This is a genomic window from Desulfovibrio sp. X2 (assembly GCF_000422205.1).
Taxonomy (GTDB): domain Bacteria; phylum Desulfobacterota; class Desulfovibrionia; order Desulfovibrionales; family Desulfovibrionaceae; genus Alkalidesulfovibrio.
Window position 1 is genome coordinate 111598 of record NZ_ATHV01000019.1, and the last position, 18708, is coordinate 130305.

Sequence of the window (18708 nt, forward strand, 5' to 3'; positions counted from 1 at the left end):
AAAAAGGATTAGATGGGGCCGATGATGCAGAAGGGATGGTGGGCATGGCCCTCTTGACCAAGCGCCGCCTGGAGTTCGGAGACGCCGCGCTCGCGGGCGAGCTCTTCGGCCCGCACAACAGGAACCTCGGCCGCATCCGGGACGTCTCCGGCGTGACCATCCACAGCCGGGGCTCGGTCCTGACCCTCGAGGCCCAGGACAAGGACTCGGTCGAGCTGGCCGCGCGCCTTCTGGTGCAGCTCTATGAGGGGCTGAAGTCCGGCCGCGGCGTGGGCGACGAGTCCATCGCGCGGGGCTGGCGGCGGCTGCGCGGCGAGGAGCCCGCTGCCCCCGAGGGCTCCGGGAGCGTGGTGCGCATCGGCACCGGCAAGAGCCTGGCCGCCAAGTCGCAGGGCCAGCTCGAATACCTGCAGGCCATAGCCGAGGCGGACATGGTCTTCGGCATCGGCCCGGCCGGGACCGGCAAGACCTATCTGGCCGTGGCCATGGCCGTGGCCGCACTCTCAGAGCGCAAGGTCAAGCGCCTGGTCCTGACCAGACCCGCGGTGGAGGCGGGCGAGCGGCTGGGCTTCCTGCCCGGCGACATGGTGGAGAAGGTCAATCCCTACCTGCGCCCGCTCTACGACGCCTTAAACGACATGCTCGACTTCGAGCGCGTGCAGGAGATGCTGGCCCGGGGCAGCATCGAGGTCGCGCCCCTGGCCTTCATGCGCGGCCGCACGCTCAACGACGCCTTCATCATTCTCGACGAAGCCCAGAACACCACCCCGGAACAGATGAAGATGTTTCTCACGCGCCTCGGATTCAACTCCAAGGCCGTGATCACCGGCGACGTGACGCAGATCGACCTCCCGGGCAGCGCGCCCTCGGGGCTGATCCACGCCCGCCGCATACTGGACGGGGTGGAAGGCATCCGCTTCGTCCATTTCCAGGAGCAGGACGTGATCCGCCACCCGCTGGTGGGGCGGATCGTGAACGCCTATGAACGTTATTCGCAAGCATCCAAAGAAGAAAAGCGCTAGCGCCCCGGCCCGCAAGGTCGTGGCGAACCAGCCCCCGCTGCGCGTGGGGCTCGGCGCGCTGATCCTGTCGCTGATCGTGCTCGGGGTCCTGGGCGGTCTCAACTTCGAGCGCAAGCTGGCCGTCTACGTGGCCGGCGACATCGCGGGCATCGACGTGGCCGCGCCGCGCGACCTGCTGGTCGAGGACATGGAGTCCACGCAGCGCAAGCGCGAGCAGGTGGCCCAGGCCCAGCCCCCGGTCTACGATCTCGACCCCTCGGTCGCGGGCACCATCGAGGACCAGATATCCGGCATCTTCAACGTCCTGAACGCCGCGAGCGCCCAGGACCTCGAGAAGGTGCGCTGGCAGATCTCCGAGGAGCTGAACGCCGAGATCTCCCCCTCGAACATCCGCATGTGGCGCATGCCCGAGTTCCAGAGCCTGATCATGGGGCCGGTCATGCCCTGGCTCAAGGAGCGCCTCACCGCGGGCGTGGCCCGCGAGCGCAGCGTCATGGAGACGTACCGCAGCGGCATCGTCATCCGCAACAAGGCCTCCGGCCGCGAGCGGCTGTTGACCAACGTCACCGAGCTCGAGGAGCTGGGCGGCCTGCGCGACGACCTCGACACCCTGCTCAAGCGCGAACTGCAAAAGCCCTTGCGCGTGCGCCAGGCCGTGCAGGCCCTGGTCGACCCGCTGCTCGTGCCGACCCTGACCTACAACGCCGAGGAGACCCAGGCCCGTAAGCGCGACGTCATGTCCGCGGTGGAGCCGGTCTACACCCAGATAAAGAAGGGCGAGATCATCGTCCGCCAGGGCGAGCGCGTGACCCGCGAGCAGCAGATCAAGCTGCAGGCCCTGCACAGCCAGGGGCCGGACTACTTCGACTCGGCCCACGCGGGCGGCCTCTTCCTCATCGGCCTCATGCTCGTGCTCGGCATGTACCTGGTGCAGCTCTATGACCGCGGCCGGGTGCCGTCCGACCGCGACAGCATGCTCCTGGCCACCATCCTGCTGCTCTTCGGCGTGGGCGCCAAGATACTGAGCGCCCTGCAGGGGCCGCTGGCCGCGGGCATCGTCTTCATGAAGGTCCCGGCCGACCTCTTCCCCTACCTGCTGCCGGTCTCCGGAGCCACGGGCGTGCTCGCGCTCTTCTTCTCCTTCGGCATGTGCTTCTTCGCCGTGCTCCTCCTGTCCTTCATCTGCGGCCTTCTCGGCGGCGGCGAGCTGACGCTCTTCTCCTACTACTTCGCCACCGCGCTCTTCGCGGTCGTCTTCATCAAGCGCGCCCAGACCAGGAGCGAGCTCCTGCGCAGCATCTTCCCGCTCTTCGGGGCCACCATCCTGACCTGGGCGGGCGTCTGCCTCATGGACTTCAGGGGGCTGACCTTCGGCGCCGAGGGCATCGTCGCGGCCTCGATCAACGTCTTCCTGTCCCTGCTCACGGTGCTCTCGCTTTCGGCCATCGTGGAGATGATCTTCGGCTACACCTCGCGCTTCAAGCTGCTCGAGCTCATGAACCTGGAGCAGCCGCTCCTGCAGGATCTCATGGTCAACGCGCCGGGCACCTACCACCACTCCCTGGTCGTCTCGAACATGGTCGAGGCAGCGGCCCGCGCCATCGGGGCCAACGCCATCCAGGCCAAGGTGGGCTCGCTCTACCACGACATCGGAAAGATCAAGAATCCTCACTATTTCATCGAGAACCAGTTCGGCCAGGCCAACCGCCACGACAAGCTGGCCCCCTCCATGTCCGCCCTGGTGCTGACGGCCCACGTGAAGAAGGGCATGGAACTCGCGCGCGAGCACAAGCTCGGCCAGGAGATAACGGACGTCATCCAGCAGCACCACGGCACCTCGCTCATCGCCTTCTTCTACAAGAAGGCCCAGGAGCAGGCCGAGGCGCGCGGCGAGGACATGCCCCGCGAGGAGGAGTACCGCTACCCGGGCCCCAAGCCGCAGACCAAGGAGGCGGGGCTGATCATGCTGGCCGACGCCATCGAGGCTTCGAGCCGCACCCTGGTCGAGCCGACGCCCTCGCGGGTCAAGAACCACATCGACGCCATCGTGCGCTCCATCTTCACCGAGGGGCAGCTCGACGAGTCCGAGCTGACGCTCAAAGACCTGCACCTCATCTCCGAGGCCTTCCAGCGCGTGCTGACCGGCATCTTTCACCAGCGCATCGAGTACCCGGATCAGGTCAAGGCCAAGGCCGAGGCCAAGTCCGAAAGCAAGACCGAGGGCAGGCCCGAAGAGGCCAGGCCCGAGGGGCATGCGCCCGGCCAGAGCGGCCAGAATGGAATGCCCGGCGGGGACGGCGGCCGCCGCCTGCGCCCCGAGCCGGGCCTCAAGGTCGTGAAGTGAGCGGGCGCGGCTGACGCATGATGATCGAGCGTGCTCCGGGGCTGCTTCTGCCCCCGGATTTCCCCCTGGCCGGGCCCGAACTCGAAGGACTGCTGGCCGTGCTCTGCGAGGTGCTCGGGCTGGACGGCGCCGACTTCGACCTGCGCCTCGTGGACGACGTGGAGATGGCCGCCATCAACGCCGAGCACCGCGGCCTGCGCGGCCCGACGAACATCCTGTCCTTTCCCGCGGACGACGGCCCCGCGAACGGCGATCCCGCGCCCGACGAGGCCCTTGCCGAGACGGCGGGGGACTCCGGAGCCGAGGCGGTGGAAGGCGTGATCTTCATCGGCGACCTCGTGCTTTCCGTGGACACCCTGGCGCGCGAGGCCTTCCTCTACGGCCAGGATCCCCTGGAGCACACGGCGCGCCTCCTGGCGCACGGCCTGCTGCACCTGGCGGGCTTCGACCACGGCGAGGAGATGGACGCGCTGACCGAGGCCGCGGTGGACGCCGTGTCCGGGACCGCGGCGGACAGCGGCCTTTCCGCCTAGGATTTCCTCCATGAGCCCCATCTTCGATCTCGCCGTGCTCGGCGCCGGGGCCTCGGGCCTCTTCTGCGCGCTCACCGCGGCGCGGCGCGGGCGCAGCGTCCTGCTCCTCGACCACCTCGCCCGGCCCGCCCGCAAGCTCAGGCTCTCCGGCGGCGGCCGCTGCAACTTCACCAACATGCAGCTCTCGGCCGCGGACTACGTCGGCGGCAACCCCCATTTCCCAAAGTCCGCCCTGGCCCGTTTCGGCCCCTGGGACGCCGTGGCCCTCGTGGAGGAGTTCGGCCTTCCCTGGGAGGAGCGCGAGCAGGGACGCTGCTTCCTGCGGTGCGGCGCCGATCGTCTGGCCGACGGCCTGCTCGGGGCCGCCCGCGCGGCGGGCGTGGTCTTCGTCTTCGGCGCGCCCGTCACGGCCGTGGAACCCGGCGGGCCTTTCGTCGTCCGCGCGGGCGGCGAAGCGCATCGCGCGCACCGCGTGGTCCTGGCGCTCGGCGGCCCCTCGTGGAAGGGCTCGGGCGGAACACGTGCCGCCTTCGACCTGGCCCGGGGCCTCGGCCTGCCCGTGGTCTCGCCGCGCGCGGCGCTGGCGCCCCTGGCCTGGGCAGGGGAAGGGGGCCTTGAGCCCGTCGGGCTCACCGGCCTTTCCGTTCGGGTCGCGCTCTCCTGGCCCGACGGCGCGTCGGGCGGCGCGATCCCGGCCGGAAGCGTCACCGACGAACTGCTCTTCACCCACCAGGGAATCTCCGGCCCGGCCGTGCTGCGCGCCTCGCTGCGCCTCGCGCCCGGGGCCGCGCTCGCGGCCGACTTCCTGCCCGGTGAGGAGGTTGCCGCAGTGCTCGCCGAGGCGAGCACCAAGGCCCTGGTGCGCAACGCCCTGTGCGCCCGTTTTCCCGCCCGCCTGGCCGCGGCCCTGGCCGGAGAGGCGGGGGAGACGCGCGTGGCCGACCTCGGGAAGGCCGCGCTCGCGAAGCTCGCCGCGCGCCTGAAGAACCTTCCGGTGATGCCCGCGGCCGCCCCCGGCTTCGAGCGGGCCGAGGTCACGGCGGGCGGCGTGGACACTGCCGCGCTGTCCTCCAAGGACCTCTCCGCCCGGGCGCTGCCCGGTTTTTATTGCATCGGCGAGGCCGTGGACGTGACCGGCGACCTGGGCGGTTACAACCTGCACTGGGCCTGGGCCAGCGGCCATGCCGCGGGCTCGGCGGCCTGAGCGGGGCGACGCGTGATGCCCTGTCCCCGGCCTCTGGCTCCTCTCTGGCTTGCTCCCGCAGTTTCTCCTGCTTCTCCGGCGCCGCGAAGCGCAGAGCATCTTTACAAATCGAGAGTTTCAGGGGTAAACGAATCTTTTTTGCTTCGAGGGGAGCCATGATGCGCAATTTTCTGACCATCCTTGACCTGAGCCGCGACGAGGCCCACGCCCTGGTGCGCCGCGCCGACGAGATGAAGCGCACGCGCCAGCGCTCGGACCTGCTGGCCGGAAAGACCCTGGTGCTGGTCTTCGAGAAGGCCTCCACGCGCACGCGCCTGTCCTTCGAGATGGCCGTGCGCCATCTGGGCGGCCAGACCATCTTCATGACCGACCGCGAGTCGCAGCTCGGCCGCAGCGAGCCGCTGAAGGACACCGCGCGCGTGATCTCGCGCTACGCCGACGGCCTGATCGTGCGCACCTTCGGCCAGGAGAAGCTGGAGGAGCTGGTCCGCTACGCCTCCATCCCGGTGGTCAACGCCCTCTCCGACCAGTTCCACCCCTGCCAGGTCATGAGCGATTGCCTGACCATGTACGAGCGCACGCCGGACCTCGAGAGCCTCAAGGTGGCCTGGCTCGGCGACGGCAACAACATGGCCCGCTCGTTCGTGAACGCCGCGGTCCGGTTCGGCTTCGAGCTCGTCCTGGCCTGCCCCGAGGGCTTCACGCCCGAGGCGGAGCTTCTGGACATGGCGCGCGGCAAGGGCGCCATGGTGGTCCTCACGGACGATCCGGCCGAGGCCGTGCGCCATGCGGACTACGTGAACACTGACGTCTGGGCCTCCATGGGACAGGAGCACGAGCAGGAGGACAGGGCCAAGGTCTTCGGCCGCTTCCAGCTCGACGACAAGCTCCTCTCCCTGGCCAAGCCCGGCTGCAAGGTCATGCACTGCCTGCCCGCGCACCGCGGGGAGGAGCTGACCGAATCGGTCATGGAAGGCCCGGCGAGCATCGTCTGGGACCAGGCGGAGAACCGCCTGCACATGCAGAAAGCCATCCTTGAATGGATATATTCGTAATACGGAGACGGGAATGAGCACCATCAAGAAGGTCGTGCTGGCCTATTCGGGCGGCCTGGACACGTCGGTCATCCTCAAATGGATCGCCAACACCTACGACTGCGAGGTCGTCACCTTCACCGCGGACCTCGGCCAGAACGAGGACCTCTCGGGCGTGGAGAAGCGCGCCCTGGCCACGGGGGCCTGCAATGCCTACGTGGAGGACCTGCGCGAGGAGTTCGCGCGCGACTTCATCTTCCCCATGCTGCGCGCGGGCGCCATCTACGAGGGCCGCTACCTGCTCGGCACCTCCATCGCCCGGCCGCTGATCTCCAAGCGCCTGGTGGAGATCGCCCTGGACGAGGGCGCCCAGGCCATCGCCCACGGCGCCACGGGCAAGGGCAACGACCAGGTGCGCTTCGAGCTCTCCGCTGCCGCCCTGGCCCCGGGCCTCAAGTGCATCGCCCCCTGGCGCGAGTGGGACATGAAGTCCCGCACCGACCTCGTGAACTACGCCAAGGCCAACGAGATCCCCGTGACCGTGACCAAGGCCAAGCCCTATTCCTGCGACGGCAACCTGCTGCACCTCTCCTTCGAGGGCGGTGAGCTGGAGGACCCCTGGGAAGAGGGCGGACCGCACACCCATTCCATGACCGTGCCGCCCGAGGAGGCTCCGAACGAGCCCCAGGTGATCATGATCGACTTCGAGAAGGGCGATCCCGTCGCCCTGAACGGCAAGCCCCTGTCCCCGGCCAAGCTCATCGCGGAGCTGAACAGGCTCGGCGGCAAGCACGGCATCGGCCGCATCGACATGGTGGAGAACCGCTTCGTGGGCATGAAGTCGCGCGGCGTCTACGAGACGCCCGGCGGCACCATCCTGCACGCCGCGCACCGCGACCTGGAGGCCCTGTGCCTGGACCGCGAGGTCATGCACATGCGCGACTCCCTCATCCAGCGCTACGCCGAGATGGTCTACTACGGCTTCTGGTTCTCGCCCGAGCGCGAGTGCCTGCAGGCCATGATGGACAAGGCCCAGGAGCGCGTCTCCGGCACGGTGCGCCTGAAGCTCTACAAGGGCAACGTCTACCCGATGGGCCGCAAGTCGCCCAACTCGCTCTACAACACGGAGCTCGTCACCTTCGAGGAGGACCGCGTCTACGACCAGCGTGACGCGGCGGGCTTCATCCGTCTGCAGGGCCTGCGCATCCGCGGCTACAAGAAGCTGGGGTAGGGCATGGCAGGCGGCAAGCTCTGGGGCGGGCGTTTCTCCCGCGGCACCGACGCCCTGGTCGAGGAGTACACCGAGTCCGTCAGCTACGACCGCGCGCTCTACGCCGCGGACGTGGCCGGCTCCAAGGCCCACGCGCGCATGCTCGCGCGCGTGGGGGTGCTCACCGGCGCGGAGGCCGAGGCCATCTGCGGGGGGCTGGACGCGGTCAAGGCCGAGATCGAGGCCGGGACCTTCGAGTTCCGCACGGACCGCGAGGACGTGCACATGAACATCGAGGCCAGGCTCACCGAGCTCATCGGCGAAGCGGGCAAGAAGCTGCACACCGGTCGCAGCCGCAACGACCAGATAGGCCTGGACTTCCGCATCCACATCGCCGCCCGCGTGAACGCCTGGGTGGCGGGGCTGAGGCGCCTGATCGGCGTGCTGGCCGCGCGCGCCGCCGAGCACAAGGAGACGCTCCTGCCCGGCTGCACCCATTTCCAGCCCGCCCAGCCCGTGAGCCTCGCGCACCACCTGCTGGCCTACGCCTTCATGTTCAAGCGCGACGTGGAGCGGCTCGAAGGGGCGCTCGACCGCGTGCTCGTCTCCCCGCTCGGCGCGGCCGCCCTGGCGGGCACCACCTATCCGGTGGACCCGGCCTTCGTGGCGGACGAGCTCGGCTTCCGCGGCGTCTTTTCCAACAGCATGGACGCCGTGGCCGACCGCGACTACGTGCTCGAGCCGCTGTTCGACGCCTCGCTGGTCATGGCCCACCTCTCGCGCATGTGCGAGGAGATCATCATCTGGGCCAACCCGGCCTTCGGCTTCGTGCGCCTGCCCGACGGCTACGCCACGGGCTCGAGCATCATGCCCCAGAAGAAGAACCCGGACGTGGCCGAGCTCATGCGCGGCAAGACCGGCCGGGTCTACGGCTCGCTCTTCGCGCTCCTGACCACGCTCAAGGGCCTGCCCCTGGCCTACAACCGGGACCTGCAGGAGGACAAGGAGCCGTTCTTCGACGCCGACCGCACCGTGACCCTCTCCCTGGCCTGCATGGCCGGGATGATGGAGGAGATGGGCTTCGTGCCCGAGGCCATGGCGCGCGCGCTCAAGAAAGGATTCCTGAACGCCACCGAGCTCGCCGACTACCTCGTGGGCAAGGGCCTTCCCTTCCGCGAGGCGCACCACGTCACCGGCCGGGCCGTGGCCCACGCCGAGGAACGCGGCCTCGGACTCGAGGATTTTTCCCTGGACGAGCTCAAGACGTTCTCCCCGCTGGTGGGCGAGGACGTGTACACGGTGCTCGACTACGCCACGGCCGTGGCGCGCCGCGCCACGCCCGGCGCGACCGGTCCGGCCAGCGTGGCCGCGCAGCTCGACGCCCTGGCCTGCTGGCTGGGCGCCACAGGAGACGGCAGCTGACCGCAACCGGCCGGCCTTCGCTTCCCCATGGCCCGGCGCAGCAACGGCGCCGGGGCCCGGGCGGAACCTCCCGCCCCCTGCCTGCCGCGCATTGCGCGGCACCCCCCGCTGTGGGCGCTTGCGCGACAAGACGTGATCTTCTTCCTTCGAGCGAGGCGAACCGGCCTTGCCTCGATTCCCCAGAGATATTATCAGTAGTTCCTCTTATCGGACGGATGCGGGCTCGCGCCCATGTCCAAGCAAGGAGTGCGGCGTGAACAACGTCACCAAGAATCTTATCCTCTGGATCACCATCTCGCTGGTCATGGTGGTTCTCTTCAATCTTTTCAACCAGCCCCACGCCAGCGAGACCAAGCTGGCCTACAGCGACTTCATCCAGGCCGTGGAAAAGGGCCAGGTCGTGTCCGTGAAGATCCAGGGCGACCAGATCACAGGCAGCCTGGGCGACAACAAGCGCTTCATCACCTACGCGCCCAACGATCCGGGGCTGGTGGACAAGCTCCTGCAGAACAAGGTGCAGGTCAACGCCGAGCCGGCGGAGAACGTGCCCTGGTACATGAGCCTGCTCATCAACTGGTTCCCCATGCTGCTCATCATCGGCGTCTGGATCTTCTTCATGCGCCAGATGCAGGGCGGCGGGGGAGGGCGCGGCGGGGCCATGTCCTTCGGACGCTCGCGGGCCAAGATGATGACCCAGGAGCAGACCAAGGTCACCTTCGCCGACGTGGCGGGCGTGGACGAGGCCAAGGAGGAGCTGACCGAGATCGTCGAGTTCCTCTCCAACCCCAAGAAGTTCACCCGCCTGGGCGGACGCATCCCCAAGGGCGTCCTGCTCGTGGGCCCTCCGGGGACCGGTAAGACCCTCATGGCCCGCGCCGTGGCGGGAGAGGCGGGCGTGCCGTTCTTCTCCATCTCCGGCTCGGACTTCGTGGAGATGTTCGTCGGCGTGGGCGCGGCCCGCGTGCGCGACCTCTTCACCCAGGGCAAGAAGAACGCCCCGTGCCTCATCTTCATCGACGAGATCGACGCCGTGGGCCGCCAGCGCGGCGCGGGCCTGGGCGGCGGGCACGACGAGCGCGAGCAGACCCTGAACCAGATGCTCGTGGAGATGGACGGCTTCGAGTCCAACGAGGGCGTCATCCTCATCGCGGCCACCAACAGGCCCGACGTGCTCGATCCCGCGCTGCTGCGCCCCGGCCGCTTCGACCGCCAGGTCGTGGTGCCCACGCCGGACCTGCGCGGCCGCGCCCGCATCCTGCAGGTGCACACCCGCCGCACGCCGCTCGCTCCCCAGGTGGACCTGAGCGTCATCGCCCGCGGCACGCCCGGCTTCTCCGGCGCGGACCTGGAGAACCTGGTCAACGAGGCGGCGCTGCATGCCGCGAAGCTCAACAAAAACGAAGTCGACATGCCCGATTTCGAGGAAGCCAAGGACAAGGTGCTCATGGGCAAGGAGCGCCGCTCCATCATCCTCTCCGAGGAGGAGAAGCGCGTCACGGCCTACCACGAGGCCGGCCACGCCCTGGCAGCCAAGCTGCTGCCCGGCACCGACCCCGTGCACAAGGTGACCATCATCCCGCGCGGCATGGCGCTCGGCCTCACGCAGCAGCTGCCTGTGGACGACCGCCACGGCTACTCCAAGCCTTACCTCATGAACCAGCTCGTGGTCCTGCTCGGCGGCCGCGTGGCCGAGGAGCTCTTCCTCGACGAGATAACCACCGGCGCCTCCAACGACATCGAGCGCGCCTCCAAGATGGCCCGGCGCATGGTGCGCAACTTCGGCATGAGCGACAAGCTCGGCCCCCTGGCCTTCGGCGACAGCTCGGAGCAGGTCTTCCTGGGCAAGGAGCTGATCCACAACCGCGACTACTCCGAGGACACCGCCCGGCTCATCGACTCCGAGGTGCGCCGCTTCATCGACGAGGCCCACGAGAAGGCCCGCGTGCTGCTCAGTGAGCACAGCGAGGCCATGCACAAGATCTCCGCGGCCCTGCTGGAGCGCGAGACCATCTCCGGAGCGGACATCGACCTGATCATGGACGGCAAGGAACTGCCGCCTATGGCCAAGCCGGGGACCAACGGCGACGGGGATTCGGGCCAGGGCTCCGGCCCCAAGGCGTCCGATTCGGGATCGAACGCGGCCTCCGCCTCCGGCTCGAACGACGCGCCCAAGGCTTCTCCCCGTCTCGGGGGCCAGCCCGAGCACCCGGGCGAGGACGCCTCGGGAGGCCTCTCCTGGCCCGACGAGGACGACGACAAGAAAGTCCACTAGGACACCGGCAAGACACGAATGATCACCTGGACGATCAAGGGGGGGACGGTCCTTGGACCGGCCCCCCATATCATTTGCGGCATCGTCAACGTCACGCCGGACTCGTTCTACGACGGCGGGCGCCATGCCTCTGCCGAGGCCGCCGCGGCCCAGGGCCGCCGCCTGGCCGCCGAGGGCGCGGCCGTGCTCGACGTGGGCGGCGAGTCCACGCGGCCCGGTTCCGAGGCCGTGGACGAGGAAACCGAGATATCCCGCGTCCTGCCCGTGGTCCGGGCCCTGGCGCCTCTCTCCCCGGATGCCGCGGTCTCCGTGGACACCACCAAGGCCGCCGTGGCCGTGGCCTGCCTCGCCGCGGGCGCAGCCATCATAAACGACGTCTCGGCCTGCCGCTTCGATCCCGCGCTCACGGACGTGCTCGCGCAGCACAAGCCCGGCTATGTGCTCATGCACGCGCAGGGCGAGCCGCGCACCATGCAGGACGATCCCCGCTACGGAGACGTGGTCGCGGACCTCAAGGCATTCTTCGCCGGACATCTGGGCCGCCTCGTGCGCGCCGGGCTGCCCGAGGACCGCATCGTGCTCGATCCAGGCATCGGCTTCGGCAAGACGCTCGAGCACAACCTGGAGATCCTGCGCCGCATCGAGGAGTTCATGGAATTCGGCAGGCCCGTGTACATGGCCCTGTCCAACAAGAGCCTCTTCGGCAGGCTCCTCGGCTTCGGCCCCGACGAGCGCCAGGAGGCCACGCGCATCGCGAGCGCGCTTCTGCAGGCGCGCGGCGTGCGCATCCACCGCCTGCACGAGGTCGCTCCGGCCGTGGCCGCCCTGCGCCTGGCCGAGGCCATGCGTCCGGGCGGAGAGTAGGGCGGCGAAGCGAAAGGCATCGGGGAGGAAGGGAAGGGGGCGGAAAGGCCGTGCCCGACCTCTTGTCCCGCCGGAATCCGGCTTGCCTGATTACAGGAGTCCGGGAAAGGACAGCAGCGCTTTGCGCGGGGGGTCCTTGCCAAGACCATGAAGGCGCGCTAGGCTGAAAGATACCGCGCGAGTGCAGAGGGATCCGGCTACTTGCCGGATCGCGACGGACTCCAATCAAGCGGCCAGGGTTTCGTTCCTCAGATGCCCGCAGATATCCCCGATGCTTGACACCTCGCAGTTTTCCTGGCGGGAAATACTTGATATCGGCCTCGTGGCCATCATCTATTACCGCCTCATCCTGCTCTTCAAGGGCACCAGGGCCGTGCCGGTCATCTACGGCCTGGTGCTCGTCCTCGTCCTCTACTATCTCTCCGGCGAGATAGGGCTCTACACGCTCAACTGGTTCCTGGCGAACTTCCTGGGCTCCATCTTCCTGGTGATCATCATCCTCTTTCAGAGCGACATCAGGAAGGCCCTCTCGGAGCTCGGCGAGCATCGCTTCCGGCTGCGCAAGGCCGTGGCGGGCGAGGTTCTCTCCGAGGTCCTGGACGCGCTCACGACCATGGCCAAGACGCGCACCGGCGCCCTGGTCGTCTTCGAGAAGCGCGTGCCCCTGGGCGACGTCATCGAGAAGGGAGTGGAGATCGGCGCCAAGGTGACCACAGAGCTTCTGCTGACCATCTTCCACCACAACACGCCCCTGCACGACGGCGCGGTCATCATCCGCGGCGACAGGATCGCGGCCGCCAGCTGCATCCTGCCGCTCACGCACGACGCCACGCTGTCCACGGCCTTCGGCACCAGGCACCGCGCGGCCATCGGCCTCTCCGAGGAGACCGACGCAGTGATCCTGGTGGTCAGCGAGGAACGGGGCGAGATCTCCCTGGTCAACAGGGGGCGCATCTACTACGGGCTGACCGAATCCGCGCTGCAGGGCAAGGTCACGGAAGCCCTGGAGAGCTAGCCCGTGCGCAACAACTGGCAATACATGATCCTGGCCCTGGTGCTGGCCGTGATCTCCTGGTACCTCGTCTCCGGCCGCGAACGGGTGGAGACCTGGATCGAGGTCCCGGTGGTGACCACGAACACGCCCAAGGGGCTCGTGGTGCTCGACGGCGTGCCAGCCAAGCTCGAGGTCCGCATCCGCGGGCCGCGCGGCCTGGTGCGCACCGTGAACGCCGCGGACCTGACCTACATCCTGAACCTTTCGGGCATCCAGGCGGGCGAGAACAACATCACCCTGAACAGCTCGAACGTCCCGCTGTCCGGGGCGCTCTCGCCCCTCGAGATCAAGCCCGCGCGCCTCACGGTCACGGCCGACGCCCTGGTCTCCAAGACCGTGCCCGTGCGCCCCGACTGGGAAGGCGACCTGCCTTCCGGCTGGGAGCTCAAGCAGGCCTCCGCCACTCCGGCGGAAGTGAAGCTCACAGGGCCGAAGAGCGTGCTTGACGGGGTGAGCTTCGTGGAGACCAAGGCCTGGCAGGTGGACCCGGACAGCCCGAACGACATCTCGGGCCGCAGGCCCATCAAGCTGCCGGACGGCACCGAGTCCGATCCCGCCCAGGTCGGCGTGCACTACGTCTTCGGCCCGCGCACCGTGCAGCTGTGGGCCCGCCTCGCGGTCGAGAAGCCCGACAGTCCGGCCAACGTGGTCATCGCGCCCGGACAGGTGCGTGTGCGCCTGGAGCTCCCGGAAAGCCTTGCGCAAAGCGAAAAATTCCGTAAGGAAATACGAGTCACCCTTGCGCCCGGAACCGACTTTTCGTCCGGCCGGAGGGACGCCTCGCTCGCTTTCGACCTGCCGCGCTGGACCAAGGTCCTGGAAGTGAGGCCCGACAAGGTCCATCTTACCATCCCCAAGGCGGCGGAAGCGCGCAAGGCGCCGGCATCCGCGGCGAAGCCCAAGTAAGGAGAACTCTTGTCCATGACCAAGCGACTTTTCGGCACGGACGGTCTGCGCGGCCGCGTGAACGAGTGGCCCATGACCCCGGAGATCGCGCTCAGGCTCGGCCTGGCCGCGGGCAGGGTCTTCAAGGCCACGACAGCGCACAGCCGCATCATCATAGGCAAGGACACGCGACTTTCGGGCTACGTCTTCGAGACGGCCCTGACCTCCGGGCTCTGCGCCTCGGGCATGGACGCCTTCCTCGTCGGCCCGCTGCCCACGCCCGCCATCTCCTTTCTCACGCGCAACATGCGCGCGGCCGCGGGCGTGGTCATCTCCGCCTCGCACAATCCTTACTACGACAACGGCATCAAGTTCTTCGACCCCATGGGCATGAAGCTGCCCGACGAGGCCGAGGACGAGATCGCGGAGATGGTCCTGCGCGACGGCTCGGAGCAGTGGGACTACCCCGACTCCGAGACCGTGGGCCGCGCCTTCCGCATCCAGGACGCCTCGGGCCGCTACATCGTGGCGCTGAAGAACACCTTCCCCAACGAGCTCACCCTGGACGGCCTGACCATCGCCCTCGACTGCGCTAACGGCGCGGCCTACAAGGTCGCCCCCCTGGTCTTCGAGGAGCTCGGGGCCAAGGTCGTCAAGTTCGGCTGCGAGCCGAGCGGCAGGAACATCAACGAGCAGTGCGGCTCGACCTATCCCGAGCGCATCGCTGCGAAGGTGCGCGAGATCGGCGCGGACATCGGCATCGCCCTGGACGGCGACGCGGACCGCGTCATCGTCGTGGACGAGAAGGGCCAGGTGCTGGACGGCGACCAGATCATGGCCCTGTGCGCCCAGGACCTCATGGAGCGCGGCGAGATGAACGGCGGCACGCTCGTCTCCACGGTCATGAGCAACATGGCGCTCGAGATCTTCATGCACGAGCGCGGCGGCCGCCTGGTGCGCACCAAGGTGGGCGACCGCTACGTGGCCGAGGGCATGCGCCGGGAGAAGGCGGTGCTCGGCGGCGAGCAGTCCGGGCACATCATTTTCATCAATTTCGCCACCACCGGCGACGGCATCCTTGCCGCGCTGCAACTCTTGCGTATAATGGTGGCAAAGCAGAAGCCGCTTTCCGAGCTTTCGCATCTGCTCGAGCCTTTCCCGCAGGTGCTCGTGAACGTCGAGGTGGGACGGAAGATCCCCTTCGAGGAAGCCCCGGAGATCGCGAAGGCCGTCCTGGCGGCCGAGAGCCGGCTCGGCGGCAAGGGGCGCGTGCTCCTGCGCTATTCCGGCACCGAGCCCAAGGCTCGGGTGATGGTTGAAGGCGAGAACGAAGAACTCGTGCGGGCCCTGGCGAGCGAGATCGCCTGCGCCTGTGAGAAGTACCTACAGTAACGACTCGAACACTCTGGCGAAAAGGGGGCTCTAATGCTCATAAACAAGGTCGTCATTCCCGTCGCCGGCTGGGGCACGCGCTCGCTGCCCGCAACCAAGAACATCCCCAAGGAGATGCTGCCGGTCTACAAGAAGCCCACGGTCCAGTACGTGGTCGAGGAGGCCATCTCCTCTGGCCTCAGCACCGTGGTCTTCATCAACAACAAGGACAAGAAGATCATCGAGGACCACTTCGACTACAACCTGGTCCTCGAGAACCTCCTCGCCCGCGCGGGCAAGGACAAGCTGCTCAAGGAAGTCCGGGACGTGGCCGAGATGGTGAACATCATCTCCGTGCGCCAGAAGGTCCAGCTGGGTCTCGGACACGCCGTGCTCTGCGCCCGCGAGGTGGTCAAGAACGAGAACTTCGCGGTCATGGTGGGCGACGACCTGATGTTCGGCGCCGAGCCGGGCATCCGCCAGCTCATCGACGTGGCCCGGGCCGAGAACATGGCCGTCATCGGCGTCATGGAAGTGCCCAAGAGCAAGGTCTCCAACTACGGCATCATCGCGGGCGACGAGTTCTCGCCCGGGCTCTACCGCGTGCGCAACGTGGTGGAGAAGCCGCCCATGTCCGAGGCTCCCTCGCGCATGGCGGTCATCGGCCGCTACGTGCTCACGCCCGAGATCTTCCCCTACCTCGACGAGGTCAGGCCCGGCGTGGGCGGCGAGATACAGCTCACGGACGCCCTGCAGATGATGGCCGCCGACAAGCGGCTGCTGGCGGTGAAGATCCGCGGCCAGCGCTTCGACGTGGGCGACTGGGTGGACTACCTCACGGCCAACATCTACTTCGCCCTGCACGACGAGAACCTGCGCGACGACCTCGTGCATCGTCTGCGGGAACTGCTCTCGTGCGGCTAGAGCCGCACGCGGCGTGTCGCGCCCCCGTCCCGGCAGCCTCGGCTGGCGGGACGGGGGCGCGCCGTTTTCCGGGCCTGTTCCGGTCCGGCGTTTTTCCGCGAATCGCCTCCAACCCCTGCTGAACCGTGCCCGACGCTCCCCGTTTCCTGCGCGTGGCCCTGCCGAGCCCGCCCTTCGCCCTCCTGACCTACGAACTGCCGGAATATTTCCCGGCCGAAGCCTTCGTACCCGGCAGCCGGGCCTTGGCGCCGCTCGGCGGCGGTTTCCGCGCCGTGGTCGTCGTCGGACCGGAGGAGGCGGCGCCCGAGGGCGTGGCCACGCGGCCGCTGCTCTGGCCGCTCGAGCGCGAGCCCCTGCTCGGGGCGGACTACCTGGAGATGGCCAGGAACCTTTCCGCGCGGCTGGCCGAGCCGCTGGGGCAGGTCCTCTTCGGCCTCCTGCCGCGGGGCGTGCGCAGCGCCCAGGTGCGCTACAAGGTGCGCGGCGGCAAGGGGCGCAAGCGCAGCTTCTCGCCCCGCGACCTGGCCGATCTGCCCGGCGCCGAGCTGGCCGCGCTGGCCGGGGAGTGGATGCGGGGCAGAATGGAGGTGGCGGGCAAGCCCGAGCGCGACATCTGCGTGCGGCTGCTGGCCGATCCTCCCTGGCCCGTCCGCCCCGGCGCTGTGCGCCAGGCGCGCATCCTCGACTATCTTTACGACAGCGGGCCGGTGGCGCGCGAGCACCTCACGGCGGCCATGGGGCCCGGGCACGAGCCCTCGCTGCAGGTGCTCGAGGAGCGCGGGCTGCTGGCCGTGGGGCCGTGGCCCGAGGATGCGGTGCCCGCGCCCGAAAACGGCGCCGGGGGCGCCTCCTGGCTGGACGAGATAGAGCCCACCGGGGAGCAGGCCGCTGCGCTTGACGAGATGCTCGCGGCCATGGATGCGGGCTTCTCCTCGGGAAAGGGCGCCTCGCGGCTGCTGCACGGCATAACCGGCAGCGGCAAGACCTTCGTCTATCTTCGGCTCATCCGCCGCTGCCTGGAGCAGGGGCGGCCCGCGCTCCTGCTCGCGCCCGAGGTCGCCCTGGCCATGGCCCTGCACCGGGCGGCCTGCACCGCCCTGCCGGGCGCGCGCGTGGACTTCTACCACGGCTACCTGCCGCCCGGCCGCCGCGAGGCCGTGTTCCGAGCCGCGTCGGAGGAGGGGCCGCGTCTGGTGGTCGGCACGCGTTCCGCGCTCTTTCTGCCCCTGCGCGCCCCCGGCCTCGTGGTGCTCGACGAGGAGCACGACGAGTCCTTCAAGCAGGACGAGCGGCTGGTCTACCAGGCCAAGGAAGTGGCCTGGTTCAGGGCCACGCGAGCGGGCGCGCTGCTCGTGCTCGGCTCGGCCACGCCGGACCTGAAGACCTACCACGCCGCGCAGAACGGGGCCATGCCGCTCTCGCGGCTTTCCCGCCGCGTGGGCGCGGGCGAGCCGCCCGCCGTGGAGCTCGTGGACATCTCCGGCCGCCGGGGAGAAGGGCCCCTGTGCGCCGAGGCCGTCGAGAAGCTCACTGCCACGGTGGAGGCCGGGGAGCAGGCCATCATCATGCTGAACAGGCGCGGCTATTCGCCGGTGATGTACTGCCTGTCCTGCGAGGAGGCCATCTCCTGCCCCAACTGCCGCGTCTCGCTGACCTACCACAAGGCGCGCGAGCGGCTGGTCTGCCACTACTGCGGCCTGTCCCTGCCGTTCCCCTCGCCCTGCTCGAAATGCGGCCAGACGGCCTTCGTGCCCATGGGCGAGGGCACGGAACAGCTCGAGGAGGTCCTGGGGCATATCCTGCCGCCGGACACCGCCGTGGTCAGGCTCGACCGCGACGCGGCCAGGCGCCGCGAGCGCATGGAAGCCATTTTGGGCGATTTCGCCGCAGGCCGGGCACAGGTCATGGTCGGCACGCAGATGCTCTCCAAGGGGCACCACTTTCCGGGCGTGACCCTGGTGGTCGTGGCCGAGGCGGACATGGGGCTCAACATGCCGGACTACCGCGCCACGGAGCGGACCTTCCAGCTCCTGGTCCAGGTGGCGGGCAGGGCGGGACGCGGCGAGAAGCCCGGCACGGTGCTCATCCAGACGCGCAGCCCGAGCCACCCCTTCTGGCGTTTCGTGCTCGACGCGGACTACGAGGGCTTCTACGCGCGCGAGATAGAGCTGCGCCGCCGCTTCGGCTACCCGCCCTTCGTGCGCCTCGGCCTCCTGCGCCTGAGCCATCCCTCGGACGATCCCGAGGGACCGACCCAGATCGCGGCGCTGGCCGGGGAGCTTTCCCGCCTCGCGGCGGAGAAGGGCGTGCGCCTCCTCGGCCCGGCTCCGGCTCCGCTCTCCCAGCTCAAGGGGCGCAAGCGAGTGCACTGCCTGCTCAAGGCCGATTCCTGGCTGCAGATCCGCGAGCTGTACGCCCGCGCCCGGACGCTCCTGCCGAAGAACACCGAGATCAGGCTCTCGCTCGATCTCGATCCGGTCAGCATGCTCTAGCGCTGGCAGGTCCAGGTCGGGCCTGCGGATTTTCCGCGGGCACGCGACAAGGCCACGCATTCCCGGGACACGGGGCG

14 protein-coding genes are annotated in these 18708 nt (G+C 68.7%); all 14 read left to right on the plus strand.

Features of this window, described 5'->3' with window-relative positions:
- Nucleotides 1-44: 44 nt before the first annotated feature.
- The 14 genes from DSX2_RS07455 (at nt 45) to priA (ending at nt 18631) form a co-directional block, all read left to right on the plus strand.
- Nucleotides 45-1022 (plus strand): PhoH family protein, encoded by a 978-nt coding sequence (locus tag DSX2_RS07455; RefSeq protein WP_020880554.1) that lies wholly within the window; start codon nt 45-47, stop codon nt 1020-1022.
- Nucleotides 982-3366, plus strand: coding sequence for an HD family phosphohydrolase (locus DSX2_RS07460; RefSeq protein ID WP_020880555.1), 2385 nt, complete (start codon nt 982-984; stop codon nt 3364-3366). The genes DSX2_RS07455 and DSX2_RS07460 overlap by 41 nt, the downstream gene beginning before the upstream one ends.
- Before the next feature lie 17 nt (nt 3367-3383).
- The gene (ybeY, locus tag DSX2_RS07465) at nt 3384-3899 is read left to right on the plus strand and encodes an rRNA maturation RNase YbeY (protein ID WP_020880556.1); all 516 of its coding nucleotides are present in this window, start codon (nt 3384-3386) and stop codon (nt 3897-3899) included.
- 10 nt (nt 3900-3909) lie between these two features.
- Nucleotides 3910-5103, plus strand: coding sequence for an aminoacetone oxidase family FAD-binding enzyme (locus DSX2_RS07470; RefSeq protein ID WP_020880557.1), 1194 nt, complete (start codon nt 3910-3912; stop codon nt 5101-5103).
- Nucleotides 5104-5258: 155 nt separating this feature from the next.
- The gene (gene argF / locus DSX2_RS07475) at nt 5259-6158 is read left to right on the plus strand and encodes an ornithine carbamoyltransferase (protein ID WP_020880558.1); all 900 of its coding nucleotides are present in this window, start codon (nt 5259-5261) and stop codon (nt 6156-6158) included.
- A gap of 13 nt (nt 6159-6171) precedes the next feature.
- Nucleotides 6172-7368 (plus strand): argininosuccinate synthase, encoded by a 1197-nt coding sequence (locus DSX2_RS07480; RefSeq protein ID WP_020880559.1) that lies wholly within the window; start codon nt 6172-6174, stop codon nt 7366-7368.
- A gap of 3 nt (nt 7369-7371) precedes the next feature.
- On the plus strand, nt 7372-8769 hold the full coding sequence (argH, locus tag DSX2_RS07485) for an argininosuccinate lyase (RefSeq protein ID WP_020880560.1): 1398 nt from the start codon (nt 7372-7374) through the stop codon (nt 8767-8769).
- Nucleotides 8770-9022: 253 nt separating this feature from the next.
- Entirely contained in the window at nt 9023-11041 is a 2019-nt protein-coding gene (ftsH, locus tag DSX2_RS07490; protein WP_020880561.1) for an ATP-dependent zinc metalloprotease FtsH, read from the plus strand.
- Nucleotides 11042-11059: 18 nt separating this feature from the next.
- A complete protein-coding gene (gene folP, locus DSX2_RS07495; protein WP_020880562.1) occupies nt 11060-11905 on the plus strand; it encodes a dihydropteroate synthase in 846 nt (281 codons plus the stop codon).
- 271 nt (nt 11906-12176) lie between these two features.
- Nucleotides 12177-12920: a diadenylate cyclase CdaA gene (cdaA, locus tag DSX2_RS07500; RefSeq protein ID WP_020880563.1), complete on the plus strand. Its 744-nt coding sequence runs from the start codon at nt 12177-12179 to the stop codon at nt 12918-12920.
- Nucleotides 12921-12923: 3 nt separating this feature from the next.
- Nucleotides 12924-13865: a YbbR-like domain-containing protein gene (locus DSX2_RS07505; protein ID WP_020880564.1), complete on the plus strand. Its 942-nt coding sequence runs from the start codon at nt 12924-12926 to the stop codon at nt 13863-13865.
- Between the two features lie 15 nt (nt 13866-13880).
- Nucleotides 13881-15236: a phosphoglucosamine mutase gene (gene glmM, locus DSX2_RS07510; RefSeq protein ID WP_020880565.1), complete on the plus strand. Its 1356-nt coding sequence runs from the start codon at nt 13881-13883 to the stop codon at nt 15234-15236.
- Between the two features lie 33 nt (nt 15237-15269).
- Nucleotides 15270-16139: a UTP--glucose-1-phosphate uridylyltransferase GalU gene (gene galU / locus DSX2_RS07515; RefSeq protein WP_020880566.1), complete on the plus strand. Its 870-nt coding sequence runs from the start codon at nt 15270-15272 to the stop codon at nt 16137-16139.
- Between the two features lie 125 nt (nt 16140-16264).
- The gene (gene priA, locus DSX2_RS07520) at nt 16265-18631 is read left to right on the plus strand and encodes a primosomal protein N' (protein WP_020880567.1); all 2367 of its coding nucleotides are present in this window, start codon (nt 16265-16267) and stop codon (nt 18629-18631) included.
- Nucleotides 18632-18708 lie beyond the last annotated feature (77 nt).